This is a genomic window from Pseudomonas sp. NPDC088368 (assembly GCF_044753445.1).
Classification (GTDB): domain Bacteria; phylum Pseudomonadota; class Gammaproteobacteria; order Pseudomonadales; family Pseudomonadaceae; genus Aquipseudomonas; species Aquipseudomonas bambusae.
Map to the genome: position 1 here is coordinate 26,644 of NZ_JBIVNG010000017.1, position 21,826 is coordinate 48,469.

Genomic DNA, 21,826 nt, shown 5'->3' on the forward strand with positions numbered 1-21,826 from the left:
ATCCGTGCCTTGAGTTCAGATGAGCCCCATCGTTAGAACGGTAATGTTCCTTTGATGGGACTTAATTTGTTGATGTCCGCTCCCTTACCTTCCAAATACTGCAGGGCGTCTTTCAAGGTTGAAAATGTGAGGATTGTTTCATCGGCATAGTCTTCAAATACGTCATATTTGGACTCCTCTATTTTCAAGAAATAGGTGACGTAGTTCTCCTTCTCTTTCTTTATGGCGTACTGAAATAGATATTGAATTGAGTCGAGTGGGCGGACTTCGTCATATCCACGCCTCTTTCCCGAGTCGAGAGCTTTGATCAAGTGGTCCATACGATGTTCTCAGCCAGTGACATCGATGCGTACCATCGTGCCATCCGCGCGTTTGATGTTGATGTGCGGGAGCTCTCCGTGTCCTGTCCCTTTTGGATCATCGTGTCCGAACACCCGTCCGGTCGCTTTGTCAATGGGATAGTCTTTTCGATAACGAACCGTCCCGTCTTTCTTTTTGAACTGTTCCATTTTGTGTTTCTTTCTTATTCCCGTCGCATCCTGCGGGCCAATGCCACGAACTTTTTGCGCGCCGGGGAACGCTTCTGTGACCAGCTCGTGAGCCTCGGTTTTGGATTTCACACTTACGACTGTTTTTTGTGGCCCATTACGCAGCGCTTCGACTTTCCTCCCGCAAGCGGCTAAACCAAGTGGGTCGATCCATTCAACCGGATTCGGCGCATACGCATACAGATTGATCCCACCCGCCAGCCCAATCGGGTCTGGCGTGGTAAACCGGCCCACATCCGGGTCGTAGAACCTGAAGGTGTTGTAGTGCAGTCCGGTCTCGCGATCAAGGTATTGGCCCTGAAAACGCAGGTTCTGCTCTTCAATGAAATAGGGTTCGCGAACCTCTTCGGCGGTGTTGCCCCAGACCTGGTAACGCGCCTGCCAGACGATGTGGCCGTCGGTCTCGGTCAGTTGTTCGGGTAGGCCGTTGAGGTCGTTGTGGTAATAGCGGGTTTTCTGAAAGTTACCGCTGCCGTCGACCCGCGCGACAGGCTCGTGGCCGTCGTCCGCGTAGACATAAAGGCTGGTCTGGGCGTGACGGTGCTCCTGTAGCAGACGCAGGCCGTCCCACGTGAAGCGTGTTTCGCCGATCAGCAAACCCTTCGCGTTGCGTTCGCTTTTGCCGACGCGTCGACCCAGCGGGTCGTAGGTCATGCGCACCACGTGGCCATTCGGGTTGTGAACTTCGAGCAAACGGCTTTCGGCGTCGTAGACGAAGCGCTGTGTACCCAGTCGCACGCTGTGTTTTTCGATCATCCGGCCGAAGCCGTCGTAGCGATAGCGTTTGTCCTGCCAGGTCAGCAGCTTGTTATGACGGACCCATCCAGCGTTGGGAGAGGGACCGTCCAGCAGGTTGGCCGCCGCGTCGTAGGCGAAGATTTCATCACGACCGTGAGCGCTTTCCTGGGTAGCGAGAATTCGCGCCGTGGCATCGTAGTGCAGCAGTGTGCGCTGATCGCTCTGACGATTCCGTTGCAGGCGGCTGATCAGATTGTCTGCAGGATCGTATTCATAGTCTTTTGCGCTCTCGGCGGGCAATTGAACCGGCTGACCCGCGAGCCGTTGCTGGCGCGTGCGCAACCGGCCGCTACGGTCGTACTGGCTGCGGGTGTTGATTTGGCCTTGGGTGCGCAGCACCTCGCGATGCAACCGGTCACGTTCAAAGTCGCAGATGACTTCGCCGTCCAGATTGATCTGATGCAAATGACCGCTGCCGTAATGCAGACGATTGAGCCAGCGGCCATCCGGCAGCAGGGTCTGAGTGAGATTGCCCAGTTCGTCGTAATGATGCTCAAGCGCCCCGGAGGCAGAATCTTCAGTCAGCAATTGGCCAAGGGCGTCGTAAGTGAAGCCCACCCTTTGCTGCGCGCCGTCTGGATCGGTGAAAGTGATCTCGGTGAGTTGATCCCGCGCGTCGTAGCGGTAATCCGTTCGACCATCGGCGGTCGCCTTGGCAGTCAATCGTCCCGCCGCATCGCGTTCCAGCAGATGACTCATCGCGTCCGAAGCAGGAGTGTCCGCGTCCAGTGAGGGCCGTTGCTCGACTCGAACCGGATTGTTCAGCGCGTCGTAGGTGTAGCGCTTTTGGCTGCCATCCAGATCCTGCTGTGCGACCAGCCGATCCCCTGCATCCCACGCAAATCGATAGCGCTCGCCATTCTCGTTGGTCAGCGCGTCCAGCCGACCATAGCCATCGTAATGAAACTGCACCTGACGCTGATGAGCGTCGAGGCGTTGCCGCGCCCGGCCACGGCGGTCGTATTGATAACGGGTGGTATGGCCTGCGGGATCGGTGTAGCCGGTCAGTCGTCCGCTGCTGTCTCGCATGTAATGCTCGACGCGCCCTTCGGGCAGCTGGCGCTGCAGCAGCCGACCTTGAACGTCGTGCTGATACACCGTGCGCTCACCCAGCGCATCGGCGATGAAGTGCAGGTGGCCGCGACGGTCATAGCCGAACACGGTGCGGTATCCGGAGCAGTCGATGTGTTCGGTCAACTGCCCGTGTTCGTTCCAGTGCAGCCGTTTGATCTTGCCTGTGGCATCGACGATTTCCCGGACCTGTCCACGCTCGTCGTGGCGGTACTGGGTGAGCTGACCGAGCGGGTCGGTCTCGTGGGTGCAATTGCCGCGTGCATCGTAGCGGTATTGCCAGCTATGGCCCGCGGCGTCGGTCTCGGTCAACGGCAGCGACCAGTGCTCCAACCAGAGTGTTGAGGTGATGCGCCCCAACGGGTCTTGGGTTGAACAGAGATTGCCTGCCTCGTCATAGGCGTACTGCCACTGTCCGCCTTGGGGATCGGTGGCCCCCAGCAACTGACGCTCATCATTCCACGAAAATTGCCAGGTATCGCCCAGATTATTGGTGTACTCGGTGATCTGGTGCTGCGCGTTCCAATGACGAAGGCTCGCTCGGTTCAGGCCATCGGTGATCCGCGTCACGCCTGCACTCAGGTCATAGTCGAAGCGGTATTCGTCGCCTTCATCGGTCCAGTGACGCACGACGCGCCACTCACGATCATCGATCAACGCCCAGTCATAAAAACAGCACAGCCCCGTGGGCAATTGATGCTCGACCATCCGTTGGGAGCTGTCGTAGGTGAAGCGCCGCTGCACATGGCCCAATGCATCACGGACTTCGGACAGATCGCCGCGCACGTCAAATCCGTAGGTTGCCAGCGTTTCCACGGATTGATCATCGAATACCCGGTCGATGCGTTCGACGCGCCCCGGCCATTGCGCCGAATAGACCAGCGTCACCCGCACAACATCGAAGGTGTCGCGCAGCTGGATCAGCCGCCCGTCAGCGTCGTAATCCAGATAAATGCGGTTGTCATTCCGGTCGCCCCATTGCGTGAGACGCAGGCGGGCTGGGTCGGCCGACGTAGGCTCGAACAGACGATACACACCGTCTTCGCTTTCGATCAGCAACTGGCCGTTGCCATGACGCCGCACGGCCAAACCTTCGCCTGCGCTGAACGTGGCGCCGCCCAGCGGAATCGATCCCATATCAATCCGCCGTGCCTGTTCATCGATGTAAATCAACCGCTCGCCGCCGTCCGGATGCGGCTCGATCTGCACGCTGATTTCATGGGCGACACTCCAACCCGCGCCGAACAGGCTGTCACGTCGCTCATCCCGACTGCTGTAGAAGCGTTGCCATGCCAGCGGAAGGATGCCAGGCAAGATGAAATCCAGCTCTTGGGCGCCTCCCAGAACTTTCGCCCCTGTCGCCGCGTGGACGGGGTTCGGCGAGCCGGCGATAGCGTTGGTCAACGCGCCCATCGCAGAACTTACGACAAAAGAATTCACCCCGCTCATCAGCATGCACGGCAAATTGCTGAGGAATTTGCCTTTGCTGCCTTTGAGCATCATCAACGCGGTAATCGCCAAACCGATGCCCGGTGTTTTGCCGCTGCGAATCTCGCGCACCACGACTTTGCCGCCGCCGATGCGCACGTTGGGCGAGATCAGTCCCGAGGACACGACTGTGGCATCACAGGTGCTGCGATCCCCGCTGCGCACGGCGGGCTGGCCGTTGATGGTGACCTTGTCCGAGCCTTCGGCAAGAAACTGCGGAGGCATTGGCGGATGCCGAGTGCAAAGCACCAGATCCAGCGGTTTGGGAACGACACCCGGCGCGGGGACGGCCACCGTGGGACGCCACATTTGCGAGAAGAATCCTTTGGCCATGTCGAGAAAGCCCGGCTCTTCACCTTGAGCCTCCTCGGGAATTGCCTCGGCCGAACCGGTGTGGGCGAGCATCGACGGCACCGAACCTGCCGCTCGCGCTGCCGGGATGCCATTGATGAACGTGTCGGTAGAGCCTGTCGAAATCGTGGCCTGCACCGTGGGCGGGAACAGCCCGTTGCCGATGTCTTCGCATAACGAGCTCAGCCCTTTGTCGGCGCCGGTCTTGCTCATGACCACGCCCACCACCACGCCGACCACCGCCCCCAGTACGCAGGCACCGAGACCACCCGTGGCGACGGTGAGGCCTGTCGCCGCCACCACCGCAGCCGTGGCCAATGCGCCTATTGCTACGTTGGCGGCCACTTCGAGTACGCCGCCGAGAATGTCCGCCATCATCGAGGTATGTGACAGTGCGTCGCCTACCCTGGCCGCCCATAACGCGTCAGACATCCGTTTCCCTCATCCGCGGCGACCTCACTGAATGCCGTCGAACGTCAGGGACAGTTTTATCCGCGTCCAGTGTTCAGCCTCGGCTTCGCCCAGCGGCTGAGCCTTGACGTAACTCAGCGCGAGCATCTTGCGGGTGCCGGGCAGCACTAGCGCCAGTTGGTACTGATACACCTTATCCGTGGCCTTGCTGAATTGGCTGCGCAACTCCAAGGCCTCGATTTCGTGCGCCGGACCCACGCGGACGGCCTGCGGGGGCTGATAACGCAGGCCGCTGACCTGTTGCTCCAAGCGCTTGAGCTGTGCATCGAAATTGCTGTGCAATGTTTCGTCATCGGCCAGAAAGCTGCGGCTCATAATCAGGCTGGTCTCAAGCGCCGGAAACTTGAGAATGTTGATGGAGCTGTCTTGCAGCTCGGCATCTGGCAGCGCGAACTGGAATTCATTGATGCGGTAAGTCATGACAACGGCTTCTCTTTAAATAGGGTCACTGGCTGGATTTGGGTTCGGGAAACATCCCTTTGACGGCGGCATCGATGCTGCCCTTGTCACCCTGGCCATCGGGCGTTGCGCCCGGGCCACCGCCGATGTTCAAGTGCAGCTTGCCGCCGGTGTTGATCTCGGCGCTGCCTTCGGTATTGAAATTGAACTGCACGCCCGTCAGGTTGATCTGGCCGCTGGCGTTGAGCTCCAGCACGCTCTTGCCACACACCAGACGCAGGTTGTCACCGACCTCAATCAGATAACTGCGGCTGATGCTGTCGGTTTTGCTCGACCCCACCAGCAACACATCGTCCTGTTTGACGGCGCGAACCCGGTTTCGGCCAATCGTCACCTGCTCATCATTACCAATGCTTTTATGCCGGTCATGCCCCACCGAATGGCTCTCATCGACCTCGACCACGATGTCCTGATTACGCTCGGCATGGATGTACAGCTGCTCCTCGCCCTTTTTGTCTTCCATGCGGATTTCGTTGAAGTTCGCGGGCGTGCCGCTTTTGCTCGAACGGCTTTTGGTGCCGCTTTGCGTGGCGTTGGCGGGGAGGTCGTAGGGCACGGTCTGTTCGGCGTTGTAGACGCGGCCGGTGATGATCGGACGGTCGGGGTCGCCTTCCAGAAAACTGACAATGACTTCCTGGCCGATGCGCGGAATTTGCATCGAACCCCAGTTTTTACCGGCCCAGGCTTGGGACACCCGAATCCAGCAGGAGCTGTTTTCGTTGGACTGATCGTGGCGGTCCCAATAGAAGTGCACTTTCACGCGGCCAAAGGAGTCGGTGAAAATTTCTTCTTTCTCGGGGCCGACGACGAGGGCGGTCTGCGGACCTTTGACGATGGGGCGTGGAGTGGCGGGCAGAGGACGGAAACTCTGGTGCGCGTCGATGCAGGTGAGGTCGCTTTCGAATTGCAGTCCACCATTGCCCTGACCGGTTTCCAGGCTTTCCTGAGTGACCGTGTATGCAGCGCGGACAATCAGGTATTCCCGGTTCTGATCCTGACGGCTGAAACCGCTGAGGCTGAACACATGGCCGGCGCCAAGACCGCGTGCGTTGCTGTTCAGCTCGACCCGTTCGTGCAGGCTCTGAATCGCTTCGATGCGGGTGCGCGCATAGTGTTCGCCGTCCTCACTCTGCACGTAGGTGCCAGGGTAGTCGAACAGCGGATAGTCGCCCGCGCTGTGTGGACGGGGCATGGCGGAACGCACGTCAATGCGCGCGCTGGGGCGTTGGAAGTCGTAGTCGTTGAGTTCGAGAGAACCGGGCTGGACTTCCTGCGCGAGTCTCCAGCCACTGATGTGATCCCGTTCCCGATGCTGGCCATCAGGGTGGTAAAACGGCACGGATTCGTAACCGGGTGCAGGTGCATGAGCGCCGTAGGCATCGGCCAGGACCAGCACGTGACGATCCTTTTCCTGGCGGAAGAAGTAATAAATCCCTTCCTGTTCCATCAAGCGGCTGACGAAATCGAAGCTGGTTTCCCGGTACTGAACGCAGTATTCCCACTCCCGATACGGGCGGCTGAGAGCGTCTTCGAAATCTGAAAAGCCGAGGTCGCGAAACACCTGCTTGATGATCTGCGGGATCGTCAGGTGCTGAAAAATCTTGCAGTCGGACGTGCGGGTCAGCATCCACAGCCAAGGGCGCAAGCTGACTTGATAGCTGGCGAACTGGCCCGTGTCCACGCCCTGACCGCACCGCGCGACCAGCCCGTGAAAGTGACGGCTGCCGCCACCGTCCAACTGCACCGACACGCTCATGGGCTTGCCGAGCAGTTGGTTGAGGTCGATGGCCTCGTCGTGGGAGGTCAGTTGAAGCTCGTAGGTGAACAGCCGACCCAATTCGTCCGTGCCGGCCAGGCTTTTGAGCAGCAGAACATCCGGGCCGAGCGGGCTGCTGACTTGCGCCAAGCGGGTGAGTTGCGTGAATAGCATGGGTTATCTCATAAGTTCGGGAGCGGCGTTTTTTCGCGAATGAATTCGCTCCCACAGAGGCACGTGATGACCCGTGGGAGCGAACTCATTCGCGATGGCGTCGGATCAAACCCCGACATCGCTAAATTGATAATCCAGCTGGTTATCCCGCTCGCTGATCCTGACCCCCGCCATCGGCTTGCCGTCGAGCATGCGCGTCAGAAACTCGCGGCTCATGTCCGGCAGCAGGGTGTTGGTCAGAATGGTGTCGATCATTCGGCCGCCGCTTTCGGTTTCGGTGCAGCGCGAGACGATCAGGTCGACCACCGCGTCGTCGTAGTCGAATGCGACCTTGTGCGTGTTTTCCACGCGTTTCTTGATGCGGTTCAGTTGCAGGCGGGTGATCGCCTTGAGCATGGTGTCGCTCAGCGGGTAATACGGGATGGTCACCAGCCGCCCGAGCAGCGCGGGCGGGAAAATTTCCAGCAACGGCTGACGCAGAGCTTTGGCGATCTCTTCCGGATCGGGCACGTCATGCGCGTCTTTGCACAGGTGTGAAATCAGCTCGGTACCGGCGTTGGTGGTGAGCAGGATCAGGGTGTTCTTGAAGTCGATCACCCGGCCTTCGCCATCTTCCATCACGCCCTTGTCGAACACTTGAAAGAAGATTTCGTGCACATCCGGGTGAGCTTTTTCCACTTCGTCCAGCAGCACGACGCTGTACGGTTTGCGACGCACCGCCTCGGTCAGCACGCCGCCTTCGCCGTAGCCGACGTAACCGGGCGGGGCGCCTTTGAGCGTCGAGACCGTGTGAGCTTCCTGGAACTCACTCATGTTGATGGTGATGACGTTCTGCTCGCCGCCGTACATGGCGTCGGCCAGGGCGAGGGCGGTTTCGGTCTTGCCCACGCCCGACGTGCCCGCGAGCATGAACACGCCGATGGGTTTGCTCGGGTTGTCGAGGCCCGCGCGAGACGTCTGGATGCGCTTGGCGATCATCCGCAACGCGTGGTCCTGGCCGATGATGCGCTTTTTCAAGTGCTGGTCGAGGTTGAGCACGGTTTCCAGCTCGTTGCGCGCCATGCGGCCGACGGGGATGCCGGTCCAATCGGCGACCACCGAAGCGACGGCCTGATAATCGACGGTGGGGAGAATCAGCGGGTTTTCGCCTTGCAGGGCGCTGAGGCGTGATTGCAAATCAACCAGCTTTTCCCGCAGCGCGTGACTTTGCCCGGACTCAACGTCCTGATCGACGACGCCCGCGATTTCGCGCAACTCGGCGCGTGTGGCGAGCAAATCGTCCACCAGCGATTTTTCTTCGCTCCAACGGCTTTCCAGTTCTGTCAGTCGTGCGCGCTCGGTGCTGAGCAGCGCCTCGCTGTTGGTGCGGCGTGCGCCCGTGTCGATACCAATCGTATGCTCGCGCGCAATGATCTGCAGCTCGGTTTCCAGCGCTTCGATCCGGCGACGGCTGTCGTCCACCTCCGCAGGCACCGCGTGCAGGCTCACGGCAACGCGGGCGCAGGCGGTGTCCAGCAGGCTGACGGATTTGTCCGGCAACTGGCGCGCCGGAATGTAGCGGTGGGACAGCTTGACCGAGGCCTCCAGCGCTTCGTCCAGAATTTGCACCTGATGGTGTTTTTCCATCGTCGAGGCGACGCCGCGCATCATCAGCAGGGCCTTGTCTTCCGAAGGCTCGCCGACCTGCACCACCTGGAAACGTCGGGTGAGGGCGGGGTCTTTCTCAATGTGTTTTTTGTACTCGGCCCACGTCGTCGCCGCGACCGTGCGCAAGGTGCCCCGCGCCAGAGCGGGCTTCAGCAGGTTGGCGGCATCGCCCGTCCCCGCCGCGCCGCCTGCGCCCACCAGCGTATGCGCTTCGTCAATGAACAGGATGATCGGCTTCGGCGAGGCCTGAACATCTTCGATGACCTGACGCAAACGCTGTTCGAACTCGCCTTTCATGCTCGCCCCGGCTTGCAACAGGCCGACGTCAAGGCTGCGCAGTTCGACGTCCTTGAGTGCAGGCGGCACGTCACCGGCCACGATACGCAGCGCAAAGCCTTCGACCACGGCGGTTTTGCCGACGCCCGCTTCACCCGTGAGGATCGGGTTATTTTGCCGACGACGCATGAGAATGTCGACCATCTGCCGAATCTCTTCGTCGCGCCCGACGATAGGGTCGAGCTTGCCGCTACGGGCCTGTTCGGTCATGTCCACGGTGAAACGTTTGAGGGCTTCCTGTTTGCCCATCGCGCTCGGCGCGATTGCGCCGCTGGCTTCGCCGGGTGTCGAGGCGGCGTTGAAGCCGTCGTTGGCGCTGAGGGCGTTTTCCGGGGAGTCGCCGACGTACTCGTCAAAGCGCTCACTCAGGGCCTCGATTTTGATCTTGTCGAACTCACCCGACAGGCCGAGCAACGCGTGACGCAGGCTTGGCGTCTTGAGGATGCCGATCAGCAGATAGCCCGTGCGCACCTGGCTTTCACCAAACATCAGGCTGCCGTAGACCCAGCCGCGCTCGACGGCTTCTTCGACATGGGACGACAGATCGGTGATGGACGTAGACCCGCGTGGCAGGCGATCCAGCGCTTCGGTCAAGTCGCGGGCGAGGCGCGCCGGTTCGACGTTGAATTGGCGAATGATGCGGTGCAGGTCGGAATCTTGCAGTTGCAGTAACTGATGAAACCAGTGCGCCAGTTCCACGTACGGGTTGCCCCGCAGCTTGCAAAAGACCGTGGCGGCTTCGATAGCCTTGTAACCAACACTGTTGAGTTTGCCGAACAGCGCCGCGCGACTGATTTCACCCATGTTCCGTGCTCCTTGCGAATTGGTGTAGTAAAGGCGCCACGTCAGGTTGCGCGGCACTCGCCTGATCGGCGTAATGTCGGGCGAGAATCAGGTCGTCGGCGTCGTCTTTCGGCTGTCCCAGCCAGGTGTTGAACCCCAGGCGGAAGTGGCCGTTGAGTTGCAGTGTGGGAATGTGTGGTTGTTGCAGAATCAGGTTCAGGTCCCAGTCCAGCTCATGGCCCAGGTATTCAGCGACCCACGCCACCAGGTGCTTGAAGGGCTCGCCGTCGGGCAGCATGCCCATGTACTCGTCGAGCGTGAGAGGGCCGAGGCGGATGCGAAATTTATGCTGGCGATCCCAGACATGGCTGCCCAGACAGAAATCGATCCCCAACTGGTTGGCGCTGACACCCACGCGGCTCCGTTCGGGCAATTCGAGCCACTGACCCACGTACTCTTCGATCTCCACCGGCAAGCCGAAATAATCCTCAAGGATCGCTTTCAGGCCATCGGGGTAGCGGGTTTGCGCGGACAGGTGACCGCTGAAGTGCAGCTTGGCGGTGTCGGGAATCAGCCCCTGATTCAGCAGGCTCGGCATGCCTCTGCCACTGAACGCGGCGAGCCGGGCGGACCAGTAATCATCATCAGGCCGGTCATGACTGACGGTGGGTCGAGCCTCCGCCCACGCCCGATAAAACAGGCTGAGCAGGCGATGATGGAACACGTCCAGAAAGCGCTTGCTGGTGCTGTCGGCGTTATTGCGCTCGCGCTCGCGGACGTACTCGGTGAGGTGGAGCGGCAACGGGCCGTTGGGGCCGCCCAGACCGAAGAAATACTGTTCGAGCCGCGCGGGCCGTTCGTCTTCAGCAGGCGTCAGCGCCGCCAGGGTCGAAGGCGCGAAAGCGCAGTCGGGCTGTTGACCCAGTCTCAACGGGTCGTCGGCCAGTCGCACGGAATGCCCGAAGCGCGGCAGGTCCGGGGACTCGCACTCGATGCGCCGCAGCGCCTGGAAGAAATCGTACTCCCACGGCGCTTCGTGCATGTCGGTGAGCGTACTCACAATGTCGGACGCCGACCGGGCTGAGCTTTCCAGCGCATGATCTCGCCGCGCTCGCGGGTGCGAATTACCGTTTCGGTGAAGCTGTTGATGGACACGTAGCGCGCCAGGAAGCGCTGGAACACCGAGCCCATCAGAAACACGCCCGTGCCGCGAAAGGCGTTCTCGTCGAACTCCAGGGTGATTTCCAGTCCACGCCCAAACACGATGGGCCCCGGCATCGGCAGGCGTCGTGTGCAGGGCTTGCTGCTCACGTCAATCAGCCCCTCGATCTGCAATTGCAATGCCGCGTCTTGAGCGTCGCCGTAAAGACGCAACAACTCACGCAATGCCGCAGCGCCTTGGCCCCGTTCGCTGAGGGACAGGTAATTCAGCGAGAGTTGGCTGATCAGGCGCCAGGCTTTCTGATCGTGGGCGTGGCTGGCGCGAGGACGGCTCGGGCCTGCCAGGCAACGAATCGATGTTACGGGTGCACTGTCGGCAAGGGTGAAATCGGTCTTGCCGCCACCCACATTCATGAACAACGGCAGGTCGCGATTGGTGCACAACGCGCTGACGCCCAGCTGACGCAGATCATGACGATGGGGGGCCTGTTGGCTGTCCACCAGACTGACAAAGGTTTCGCTGCCGACGTAGGTTGAGCGCGTGCCGGTGCGGCGTTGTTCGCTGGATAGCACACGAGGTTCGCGACGCAGCGTGTAATAGGCTTTGTCGCGGCCATAACGCGATGGGTCGCGCACCGCGTAGAACGGCAAAAACGCTTGTTCGGGACCGGTGCCATGGCCTGTCACGCCAGTCAGCGAATGAATTTCAAAATCCATCGGGCGCGTGCGATCAGCGATCACGTGGTGTTCGTTGACCCGGTCAGACAGGTGAATTCGATCGACACGACGCGGAAAGAGGTTGATCGCCGGGGTGCAGAACGGCACGAACTGCTGAGACCCGACGCTGCCTTCAAGGCTCTGATCAAGGCGCTCGAACAGCACGATCAATTCCAGCTCTTGCCCCTCGCAACGTTGCACCGCACGAGCCAGTCCGGTGAAGTCGACAAACAGGTAGCGCTGGGGCAGAGCGAAATACTCCTGTAAAAGCCGATAGCCCTGAAACGCCTGCGCGACCACTGGCATTGCGGCTTCCCGGTCGTCGAATCCACGAGGCTTCAGCGCGTCACTTGGCAGGCGCTCGACCCACTCGCTGCCGGGCTGTCGTGCAAACACCGCGCAGGCATTGCCCAACAACTGCTCGTAAAGACGAAACGGCAATTCATCCGCGCCGTTGAGGTACAGCGGCAGGTTTTCCAGATTCAGCGAGTTGAACGGCAGTTCGGCGCCGGTCTTCAGCGTGATGCGCAACCCGGCTTTCGCCTTGGGTTCGCTGGCGGCGAGGCGGCCCAATACGGTAGCCGGGTTGCCGAAATATTCAGCGTGGCTGACCTTGAGCGGCCACAAGGTGACGGCATGGGCGCTGCGGTATTCACAGGAGGTCTGTGAATCCCGGCCCAAAGTGGCGCGCAACACGCTGTCACGGGGCAGGGTAAAGCCGCTGCTCAGCGAGCCTTCGTTGGGGTCGATCTGCATCTGCACCACCGTCATCGACGGCGTCGGTGCGAGGTAATGCGGGTAGGCGATTTCCAGCAGGTTGTGGGTGAAGGTCGGGTACTCGGCGTCGAGCTTCAGCTGCACTCGCGCCGTGAGATAGGCAAATCCTTCCAGCAGACGCTCGACATACGGGTCGGCGCAGTCCAGCCCGGACAGCGTCAGGCGCCCGGCGATCTTCGGGTATTCCTTGGCAAACTCCGCCGCACTTTCGCGTACGTGTTGCAGTTCCTGGTTGTACAGCTCCAGCAGACGCGGGTTCATGTGCGTCTCCGTTGTTCGGCTGGCACAACCTGCACATGACCGGATTCCAGATCCAGATCGGTGCGCAATAAGAGCGGCAGCGCCACCGGTTGCGCCCACAGGTCGCCTTCGATCTCGAAACTCAGGGCGTTGTGGTTCATCTGGTCGGTCAAGGTCTGGGCGCGGACACGCAAGGTGTGGCGCAGGATGCGTGGCTCAAATGTGGCGATGGCCTGATGAATCAAGCCTTCCAGAACACCGACATCAATGCTCGACGCGCTGTTGCCGGCCAGTGCAGGTAGACCGTAATTGATCACTGACGTACCGGCAGGGGTGTGCAACGTGGCATCGGCATCTAGCAACGACGTGGTATTGAGCAGCCAGGTCAGGTCTCGTAATACCGACGCCTTGAGCTGAGTGAGCGACAGCACGCGTTTGTCCGCGCTTTCCTGCAGATTGCCGGGTTCATCATCGGTGAGACGGTCGAGCAGCGAGGGCTGCAAGCGTTCGCGAGAGGTCAGGGTGTTCACCAGTCGAACTGCCCAACGAAGACTTTCTGGTCCCACCGGCGGATATTGCATTTTCTCACTTGGTGTACTGGGGCAAGTTCCACGTTGCCTTTGAAATAGCGGATGGCCTGCAGATCCGTCGTGCAGTTTGTGTCGGGAGGTGCTGCGCGATCGCTGTGCTGAACCATAAATATGTCTGCCGAAAGGTAGTTTTCGAGAACTGCCTTACCCAGAAAGTTTTGGCTGAATTGGCAAGGCCATTTCACGTCAAGGCGCAGCAACGAGTCGTCTGAGCGTGCCAAGGCGCACTGACCTTCGTCGTTGATCAGGCTGATATTCCGGCCATCGTAAGCGAGTGTGCGTATTTCCTTCTGATCTTGGGGTTTAGTGCCAGCGTACGCTGCGAAGGTCAGCAGGCTCAGAAGGATGACAGCAAGAGATTTCATCACGCGAGCTCCCAGAACCAGACGCTTTTGGATCGATGGAAGTAGTCGCTGCCCCTTGTAGCGGTAATCCCGCGGTCCCACAGATCAATGTGATCCCCGCTTGGATGTCCTTCTGCATCATTGGGCTGATAAAAGAAATCCTTGAAGAAAATGATCCCCACCTTGTTCAGGATTTTGTCGCGATCAGATGCGCCATTCGTGTAAATCGCCGGACGCCCGAGCTGGTTTTTCCACAGCCAATTGGCCAGGGACTCTGCCCCTCTGGCGTGCTCATGGGCGCATTTGGGTTCGCTGTAAGTGAATTTATTTACCTTGATCGTGTGCTCGGCATTGAGCGTAATGCTCATGCGAATCGCACACTGGTTGACCCAAGACCCATCACATGGGTCGCCAGCGGGATGATCGGCCATCAACCTTTCGTAGGCATTCCACAAATTGATAAACGACGGCTTGGCCACGGCTACGGCTTCCTGCAAAAAAAATCCATTTGAGCCACGCGCCTGCTCCGCAACGGGCAGGCGCGTGGAGACAATCACAGCTTGGTGTTGGTGCGGATGTTCCAGCCGTACTTGATCAGGCCGCCATCCTTGGTGCCGTCAGCTTTCTGAGGCTGGTAATCGACACGAACCTGAGCGAAGTTCAGCGTCAACTTCTCGGTCAGGCGATCCTCTGCACCCGAGCCACCGGTGTCGTAGCCGGTCACGATGACTTCCTCCAGCGTGATCACCAGATACTCGACCTGGCTCTCGCCACCGGCCTTGCGCACGGTCAAGGTGACCTTGTCGATGTGCTTGCCGCTGGAGCACACCATCATCAGATTCGGCGTTGCCTTGTCGATGTACTTGGTGAACGACAGGTCCCGAACGCTGACCTTGCCTGCACCACCGCCACCGCCGGTGTGCATGTTGCCGGACTGGGTCATGCCCCAACTCCAGTTCAAGACATCGATTTCGTCCTTGTGGGCCTTGTCCTGCGACTCGCCCTTGATGTCGCCAATCTTGATGAAGATATCAACAGCCATGTTTTCTCCAGTGTGGTCTTCACCACGATGTTGATGACCCGAATGCCCGGATTCGGTGGGCATTCAGGATTCGGGGTTCAATCTGTAGGCACGAATTCATTCGCGAAGCGGTCGGACGGGCGATCCATTTGCGGCGCCTGCCAGTCAGTTCCGGAATAAATTCGCTCCCACAGTGTCGAGATCGCGTTATCAGGCGCCCTTCGCCGAAGGCAGCTTGGACACCAGGCGCAGCGACACTGTCAGCCCTTCAAGCTGGTAGTGCGGGCGCAGGAAGAACTTCGAGTTGTAGTAACCCGGATTGCCCTCGACGTCCTCGACGACCACCTCGGCAGCCGCCAGCGGTTGCTGCGCCTTCGTGGTTTCGGTGGAATGCGCGGGGTCCCCATCGACGTAGTTCAAGATCCAGTTCTGCAACCAGCGCTGCATCTCGTCCTTCTCTTTGAAGGAGCCGATCTTGTCGCGCACGATGCACTTCAAGTAATGGGCGAAGCGGCAGGTGGCGAACAGGTACGGCAGGCGCGCCGCCAGATTGGCGTTGGCCGTGGCGTCCGGGTCGTCGTATTCGGCCGGTTTCTGCAACGACTGCGCGCCAATGAAGGCGGCGAAATCGGTGTTTTTCTTGTGCAGCAGCGGCATGAAACCGTTCTTCGCCAGCTCGGCTTCGCGACGGTCGGAGATCGCGATTTCGGTCGGGCACTTCATGTCCACGCCGCCATCATCGGTCGGGAACGTATGGGCAGGCAGGTTCTGCACTTCGCCGCCGGACTCGACGCCACGGATTCGCGAACACCAGCCGTAATGCTTGAACGACCGGTTGATGTTCACCGCCATCGCATAGGCTGCGTTGGCCCAGGTGTACTTGGCGCTGTCGGCACCGTCGGTGTCCTCTTCGAACGCGAAGGCTTCCACCGGATCAGTCTTGGCGCCATACGGCAGGCGAGCCAGGAAGCGCGGCATGGTCAGACCGATGTAGCGCGAGTCTTCCGATTCACGCAGCGAACGCCAGCCCGCGTATTCCGGGGTGGTGAAAATCTTGGTCAGGTCACGCGGGTTCGACAGTTCCTGCCACGACCCCATGCCCATCACGGTCGGCGAGGCCGCTGCGATGAAGGGTGCATGCATCGCCGCGCAGGTTTTCGACAGCTCGGTCAACAGCTCGACGTCCTGTGGCGATTGATCGAAATAGTAATCGCCGACCAGGCACCCGTAAGGCTCGCCGCCGAACTGGCCGTATTCTTCCTCGTACATCTTCTTGAAAACCGGGCTTTGGTCCCACGCCGTGCCCTTGAATTTTTTCAGGGTCTTGTGCAACTCCGGCTTGGAGATGTTCAGCACGCGAATCTTCAGTTGCTCATCGCTTTCGGTGTTGTTGACGAGGTAATGCAGCCCACGCCACGCGCTTTCCAACTGCTGGAATTCCGGGTGATGGATCACCTGATTCACTTGCGCGGTGAGCTTGGCGTCGATGGCGGCAATGATCGACTCGATCGACGTGATGGCGTCGTTGGAGACCAGATCGGTCTGCGCCAGTGCCTGCTCGGCAAGGGTGCGAACCGCGGTTTCAACGGCTTCCCGGGCGCGCTCGGTCTTGGGTTTGAACTCTTGCAACAACAGCGACGCGAACGCGTTGGCGTCCTCGGTCTGGGCGGCGGGGGCCTGGGTGTCACGCAGCAATTCAGTCATGGTCGTTCGTCCTGATCAGGCCTTCGGCTCGGTGTCTTGGGGCTGAGAGCCCTGGGGTTGACCGCCTTGGGGTTTTGGCGCGCTGGCCAAGGCTTGCAGCAGGGCCGGGTCCTTGATCGCCTTCATGATGATTTCTTCTGCGCCCGTCTTGCCGTCCATGTAGGTCAGCAGGTTGGCCAATTGAGTGCGAGCTTCGAGCAATTGATTCAGCGAATCGACCTTGCGTGCCACGGCGGCAGGGCTGAAGTCGTCCATGCTCTCGAACGTGATATCGAGGCTGAGGTTGCCTTCGCCGGTCAGTTCGTTCGGGACATGAAACGCGACGCGAGGCTGCATGGCCTTGAGACGCGAATCGAAGTTGTCGACATCGACTTCCAGAAACTTGCGATCCGCCACGGCGGCCAGCGGTTCGGCGGGCTTACCGGCGAGGTCCGCCATCACACCCATCACGAAAGGCAGCTGGACCTTCTTCTCGGCGCCGTACAGCTCGACGTCGTATTCGATCTGGACCCGCGGGGCGCGGTTGCGCGCAATGAATTTCTGAGAACTGGTGTTCGCCACGTTGCTCCTCCTGGTCGCTGCTGCGACGTGATTGGCGTCATCGGTCGAGGCCGGTAACGGGGTTGCGTGATCCTGGTCGGTATCGGTTCGCTGCCTGAGCGAACCGGGTTACTCGATGTCGGGCCCGCGCAGGTTTTCGAATTGGGACATGCCGTCAGGAATCAGATTGCGCACGATGGTCGCGAAGTCAGCGTGCACCAGATTTTTCGCGCGATTCAGCAACACTGGCAGCGGGCTGGAAGGCTCGCTGCGGGCGTAGTAACTCAGAATTTTGTCGAGGCTGCGGACCACGTCATCGCGGTTGTTCACATCCCCGGACATGCGCGGTGCGACGAGTTCAGCCCGTTCTGGTGACGGCTCAACGAATGCCTCGATTTCGCGTGTTTCGCGGGCATGTGTCTCGGTCACGATGCCGCCCGGCGCGTACTCGGCGAGGATGTGCAGCGCCTGCTTGAGCGGTTGCTTCAGGGCGGACAAGTCCACGCCCTGCGCCGAACCCACTTGGCTGGACACGTAATGCTCGATGGCGTCGACAGCGCTGTGGGCTTCCTGCAATGCGGAGCGCACGGCGGACAACTGCTCGGCGTCGGTGTCGCGCAGTGCGCCTGCCAATTCGTCGGCGGTGAGGTGTTCGTCTGCGAAACTCTGCAAGCCGCTGGCGTTCAGCGCAGCGCGCAGGCTGACCGAGCCGAGCGCACGTGAGCGGGTCAGCAGGCTCTCACGCAACAGCCGAACGTTGGTGTCGCAGGCGATTCCGGACAGGGCGTTGATGCGTACGGTGGGATCGTTGTCGTCGTCCGCATCGAGCTGCGGATAGAGCGTTGGCCAGTACTGTCCCAACAGGTCGTTGATCAGCGTCAGGGCGTTGGCCAGCCCCGAAAATCCGTCGAGGGCCAAGGCGCTTTGCAGGAGGAAATGGGTGATTCGCAGGTCTTTGCTGCGTTGCAGAAGTGCGATGCTGGACTGTTCCACACGTCGCCAATCAGGCGGCTCTGCCGGGTGAACGGCATCACCCATAGTGCGCTCGGGCTTGCCTTGGGCGTCGCGCTCCAACTGCAAAAAGTCCGCGTCATACTCCAGGTCTTCGCCACAGGGAGAGTTCGCGGAAACTGCAGCGAGCAACAACGGAACATCCACCAAAATCGATCTCCTTATCGGGTGCGGATAACTCTGATAGTTAACGAGGAAATTTCCTACGCTAACTACGGAACATTCTTTGTTTTATATGATCTGTGATATCACATGGACATCATTCTTGTTCAGAAAGTTGTGCATTTTTGGTGTGGAAGTTATCCGTTGTCAAGGTAAGCTATGCGCCCTCTGTGACAGTTGTGATGTATGTAACAGCCAGCAGGACTGGCGAGTCAGTCTCTGTACGACTGTCACGGATGTGTGGTTAGAATCTTGAAAAAGCCACCGTTTGACCCGTTTAAACCAGTTTTTTGAGCGTTTTTGCACGACATTCCCCTGTCAGGCGTAGACCCGCGTGTCTGTGTCTGGAGGCCCTAAGTGCAAGCAAGGAGGCACCGTGTCGCTTTGTCTGACTATCACCAGTTATCACAAGATAACCCCTGGCCAAGTTCCCGAAAAAACACTGGGAACCGGGGTGATGGCAATTGGCCGCAGTCAAGAAAATGACTGGGTACTTCCCGATCCCGAACGTCTTGTTTCTTCACGACATTGCGTCATTCAATATAAAGACGGCCGTTACTACATTACCGACAACAGCACTAATGGCGTCGAGCTCGTAAACGCGGGCGTCCGGCTCCGGCGTGGAAACAGCGAACTGCTCGAAAGCGGCGAAGTTATCCGCATTGGTGATTACGAGATTCAAGCGCGCATTGATTCAGCAATGAAAGAGCCTGAAGTGGGACTTTCAAAAGTTGACTATTCCGACAGTTTCGAAGCGTTGATGGGGCGTCAGAACAGCTCTACGCCGGTCGCGCTGGACATTTCTCCTGCCGCGCATTTTCAAGGCGGCGCGGCTCAGGACACGTTCCCCGATTTGTTCGATTTCCTGACCCCGTCCAGCGTCCCGCCAGCCACCCAGTCGGATCATGTCCCGGCGGAACGTCATGATTTTCGGCCGCCCATGCCCAACATTCCGCCCGCACCGGTCAATCCGCCCAAACAGGTTTCGGAACCTGGCGTCATTCCCGAAGACTGGGATCTTTTCGCTGACACGCCCAAGGTCCAGGCGCCTGCTCCTGTCGTGCAGCCCGATCCTGTTCCCGTTGTTTCAGTGATTCATTCGGAGCCGGTTTCCACGGTGCCAAGCCCTCCCGTGGACAACCCACATGAGTCTGCTTCCACCGTGTCAAATCCGGATCTGCTCAAGGCGTTTCTGCGCGGTGCGGGTCTCGAGCACCTGCGGATCGATTCGGCACAGACCGAGACGCAGATGGAGTCCATCGGGCGGAGTTATCGACTGATGGTTGAGGGGCTGATTGACGTGCTGCGGGCGCGCAGCAGCCTGAAGGGTGAGTTTCGCTTGCAGCAAACCATGATTCAGCCCGTGGAAAACAACCCGCTGAAATTCGCGCCCAATGCCGACGAGGCGCTGATGCTGCTGTTGCGTCACGGCAATCAGGCGTTCATGGCCCCCGATCAGGCGATTGCGGACAGTTTCAACGATCTGCGTGCCCACCAGCTTGCCGTGATGGCGGGCGTTGAGGCGGCAATCAAAGCGCTGCTCAAGCGTTTCGAACCTGCGGAGCTTGAGGCGCGGATGGGCAAACCCGGCGCCCTGTCGAACCTGTTCGGCTCACGTCAGGCCCAGCACTGGCAGCAATTCACCGAGCTTTACACACAGATTTCCCGCGAAGCCGAAGACGATTTTCAAGTGCTCTTCGGCCGTGAATTCAGCCGCGCCTACGAGGAACACAGCACGCGACTGCGCCGCTCTTGAGCGACACACCAGGAAAAACGGATAGACAGTCAGTACGTCACGAGGACGAAGGATGTTTCGAAGAGTGGTATCGGCAATGGCCATGGCGCTGTTGCTGGTTTCTTGTGCCAAAAACGCGGAACCGCCGCAGCCGGTCGACACGACCCCTGATGCTTCCACCGTCACGCTGCATTTCAGCGCTGCCTCAGGGCTGAACCCCGGTAGCAATGGGCAACCCGCGCCTGTGCGGGTGCGAATTTTCGAATTGAAAAACGCTGCCAGTTTCGGTCGTGCGGATTATTTCGCCCTGGCCGAGCGTGCTCCGAGTGCATTGGCCGCCGACCTGATCGATCAGGATGAAGTGCTGCTGCAACCGGGACAGGACTTGACTCTGGAGCGCCACCTCAACGATGCCACTCGCCAGGTCGGACTCGCCGTGGGCTATCGCGAAATCGATCAAGCCCAATGGCGCGCATTGCTGAGCGTCACGCCACGTCAGGCCAGCGAATACCAGATCCACCTTGATACCCACGCCGTCAGCGTGAGCCGCGCATCTGCCGCTCAATCTGTCCGCCCTGCCCAATAGACAATCGGAGAACCCATGGCCTGGAACAATCGTGTGGTCTGGTCGGAAGGCATGTTCATCGGAACACAGCACTTTCAGCAGCATGACCGCTACCTGGAGAATCTCATCGATGCGCGAAGCCGTCCGCTGTCGGCGGGGGCGTGGGGCTTTTCCGAGCTGTCGCTGGATCACGGACTGCTGGCGCAGGGCAAGCTGGCGATCACCTCTGCACGCGGGCTGCTTCCCGATGGCACGCCGTTCAACATTCCCCATGATGACCTGGCGCCCAGCCCGCTGAACGTCGAGGACGGTTTGCGCGATGGCGTGATTTACCTGGCCCTGCCGCTCAAGCGTGCGGGGCAGCGAGACACGGTGGACGAGGGGGAAGCACCGGGCGGGGCGCGCTTCGTCAGTCAGGTACGTGAAGTCCGCGACGACAACGCGCCATTCGAAAATCGCGCACCGGTTGCCGTTGGTGCGCGGGCCTTTCGGTTGCTCACCGAGAAGGACGGCTTGAGCGACTACGCTGCCGTTGGACTGGTGCGGATCAAGGAAAGACGCGCCGACCGCGCGCTGGTGCTGGATGACAGTTACATCCCGCCGGTCCTTGATGTGGCGGCGTCGGCCTCGCTCACGGCCTTTCACAGCGAATTGTCGGGCTTGCTGCACCAACGCGGCGAGGCATTGGCGGGACGGGTGGTCGCGTCGGGCGCGGGCGGCGCTTCGGAAATTGCCGACTTCATGCTTCTGCAACTGGTCAACCGCGCTCAACCGCTGATCAGTCACCTCAGTCAGTTGAGTCCGCTGCACCCTGAGCGTCTTTACAGCGAAATGGTGAGCCTCGCAGGGGAGTTCGCAACGTTCTCGAACGCGGGACGCAGGCCGGACGCGTTCGTGCGTTATCAGCATGACGATCTGGCGGCGAGTTTCGCGCCAGTGATAGACGCGTTGCGCGAAGCCCTCTCGATGCTGATCGACAGCAAGGCCACGCCGATCCCTATCCTCGAAAAGGCGTACGGCATTCACGTGGGCATGCTCAAGGATCGCACCTTGATCGACAACGCCAGCTTCATTCTGGTGGTGCGCGCCGACATGCCCAGCGAAACGTTGCGCGGTCGTTTCGCACAGCAGAGCAAGATCGGTTCGGTCGAACACATCCGCGATCTGGTCAACCTGCAATTGCCGGGCATCAGCCTGTTGCCGTTACCCGTGGCGCCTCGACAGATTCCGTTCCACGCAGGGTCGACCTATTACGAACTGGATCGTGGCAGCGAGCACTGGAAGCTGCTGGCACAGTCGGGCGGTTTTGCGTTTCACGTCGCCGGCGAATTTCCCGGGTTGAACCTGGCTTTCTGGGCCATCCGAGGATAACGCGCA

Annotated in this window: 17 protein-coding genes; 3 read left to right on the top strand and 14 right to left on the bottom strand. The window is 59.9% G+C overall.

Going from position 1 to position 21,826, the window contains the following annotated elements:
- Positions 1 to 32: 32 nt before the first annotated feature.
- From ACIQAL_RS29195 to tssA, 14 genes are all read right to left on the bottom strand, one after another.
- Complete coding sequence (locus tag ACIQAL_RS29195) at positions 33 to 320, bottom strand: hypothetical protein (protein ID WP_166595864.1); 288 nt, start codon at positions 318 to 320, stop codon at positions 33 to 35.
- A 9-nt stretch (positions 321 to 329) separates the two neighbouring features.
- Positions 330 to 4,688 (bottom strand): RHS repeat-associated core domain-containing protein, encoded by a 4,359-nt coding sequence (locus tag ACIQAL_RS29200; RefSeq protein WP_401151672.1) that lies wholly within the window; start codon positions 4,686 to 4,688, stop codon positions 330 to 332.
- A 24-nt stretch (positions 4,689 to 4,712) separates the two neighbouring features.
- Entirely contained in the window at positions 4,713 to 5,147 is a 435-nt protein-coding gene (locus ACIQAL_RS29205; RefSeq protein WP_401151675.1) for a DcrB-related protein, read from the bottom strand.
- 25 nt (positions 5,148 to 5,172) lie between these two features.
- Positions 5,173 to 7,116 (bottom strand): type VI secretion system tip protein VgrG, encoded by a 1,944-nt coding sequence (locus ACIQAL_RS29210; RefSeq protein ID WP_401151678.1) that lies wholly within the window; start codon positions 7,114 to 7,116, stop codon positions 5,173 to 5,175.
- A gap of 105 nt (positions 7,117 to 7,221) precedes the next feature.
- Positions 7,222 to 9,903 carry a type VI secretion system ATPase TssH gene (tssH, locus tag ACIQAL_RS29215; RefSeq protein WP_401151680.1) on the bottom strand — a complete coding sequence of 894 codons (2,682 nt, stop codon included), beginning with the start codon at positions 9,901 to 9,903 and terminating at the stop codon, positions 7,222 to 7,224.
- On the bottom strand, positions 9,896 to 10,975 hold the full coding sequence (gene tssG / locus ACIQAL_RS29220) for a type VI secretion system baseplate subunit TssG (RefSeq protein ID WP_401151818.1): 1,080 nt from the start codon (positions 10,973 to 10,975) through the stop codon (positions 9,896 to 9,898). Before tssG ends, tssH begins: the two co-directional genes overlap by 8 nt.
- A complete protein-coding gene (gene tssF / locus ACIQAL_RS29225) occupies positions 10,939 to 12,798 on the bottom strand; it encodes a type VI secretion system baseplate subunit TssF (protein ID WP_401151683.1) in 1,860 nt (619 codons plus the stop codon). Before tssF ends, tssG begins: the two co-directional genes overlap by 37 nt.
- Positions 12,795 to 13,307, bottom strand: a complete 513-nt coding sequence (tssE, locus tag ACIQAL_RS29230) for a type VI secretion system baseplate subunit TssE (protein ID WP_401151686.1) — start codon at positions 13,305 to 13,307, stop codon at positions 12,795 to 12,797. The genes tssF and tssE overlap by 4 nt, the downstream gene beginning before the upstream one ends.
- Positions 13,304 to 13,732, bottom strand: coding sequence for a hypothetical protein (locus ACIQAL_RS29235; protein ID WP_401151688.1), 429 nt, complete (start codon positions 13,730 to 13,732; stop codon positions 13,304 to 13,306). Before ACIQAL_RS29235 ends, tssE begins: the two co-directional genes overlap by 4 nt.
- Entirely contained in the window at positions 13,732 to 14,190 is a 459-nt protein-coding gene (locus tag ACIQAL_RS29240) for a type VI secretion system amidase effector protein Tae4 (RefSeq protein ID WP_401151691.1), read from the bottom strand. Before ACIQAL_RS29240 ends, ACIQAL_RS29235 begins: the two co-directional genes overlap by 1 nt.
- A 74-nt stretch (positions 14,191 to 14,264) precedes the next feature.
- Positions 14,265 to 14,753: a type VI secretion system tube protein Hcp gene (locus ACIQAL_RS29245; RefSeq protein ID WP_166595856.1), complete on the bottom strand. Its 489-nt coding sequence runs from the start codon at positions 14,751 to 14,753 to the stop codon at positions 14,265 to 14,267.
- Between the two features lie 189 nt (positions 14,754 to 14,942).
- Positions 14,943 to 16,436, bottom strand: a complete 1,494-nt coding sequence (gene tssC, locus ACIQAL_RS29250; RefSeq protein ID WP_166595855.1) for a type VI secretion system contractile sheath large subunit — start codon at positions 16,434 to 16,436, stop codon at positions 14,943 to 14,945.
- Positions 16,437 to 16,451: 15 nt separating this feature from the next.
- On the bottom strand, positions 16,452 to 16,997 hold the full coding sequence (gene tssB / locus ACIQAL_RS29255) for a type VI secretion system contractile sheath small subunit (RefSeq protein WP_401151695.1): 546 nt from the start codon (positions 16,995 to 16,997) through the stop codon (positions 16,452 to 16,454).
- A 108-nt stretch (positions 16,998 to 17,105) separates the two neighbouring features.
- Positions 17,106 to 18,134 (bottom strand): type VI secretion system protein TssA, encoded by a 1,029-nt coding sequence (tssA, locus tag ACIQAL_RS29260; RefSeq protein WP_401151698.1) that lies wholly within the window; start codon positions 18,132 to 18,134, stop codon positions 17,106 to 17,108.
- Between the two features lie 391 nt (positions 18,135 to 18,525).
- On the opposite strand from tssA, the gene tagH reads away from it, so the two are divergent.
- Genes tagH through tssK form a run of 3 tightly spaced genes read left to right on the top strand, consistent with a single transcriptional unit; the run spans position 18,526 to position 21,820 of the window.
- Positions 18,526 to 19,905, top strand: a complete 1,380-nt coding sequence (tagH, locus tag ACIQAL_RS29265) for a type VI secretion system-associated FHA domain protein TagH (RefSeq protein ID WP_401151700.1) — start codon at positions 18,526 to 18,528, stop codon at positions 19,903 to 19,905.
- Positions 19,906 to 19,957: 52 nt separating this feature from the next.
- Positions 19,958 to 20,470 carry a type VI secretion system lipoprotein TssJ gene (tssJ, locus tag ACIQAL_RS29270; protein WP_401151703.1) on the top strand — a complete coding sequence of 171 codons (513 nt, stop codon included), beginning with the start codon at positions 19,958 to 19,960 and terminating at the stop codon, positions 20,468 to 20,470.
- A gap of 15 nt (positions 20,471 to 20,485) precedes the next feature.
- Entirely contained in the window at positions 20,486 to 21,820 is a 1,335-nt protein-coding gene (gene tssK / locus ACIQAL_RS29275; RefSeq protein WP_401151706.1) for a type VI secretion system baseplate subunit TssK, read from the top strand.
- Positions 21,821 to 21,826: the final 6 nt, after the last annotated feature.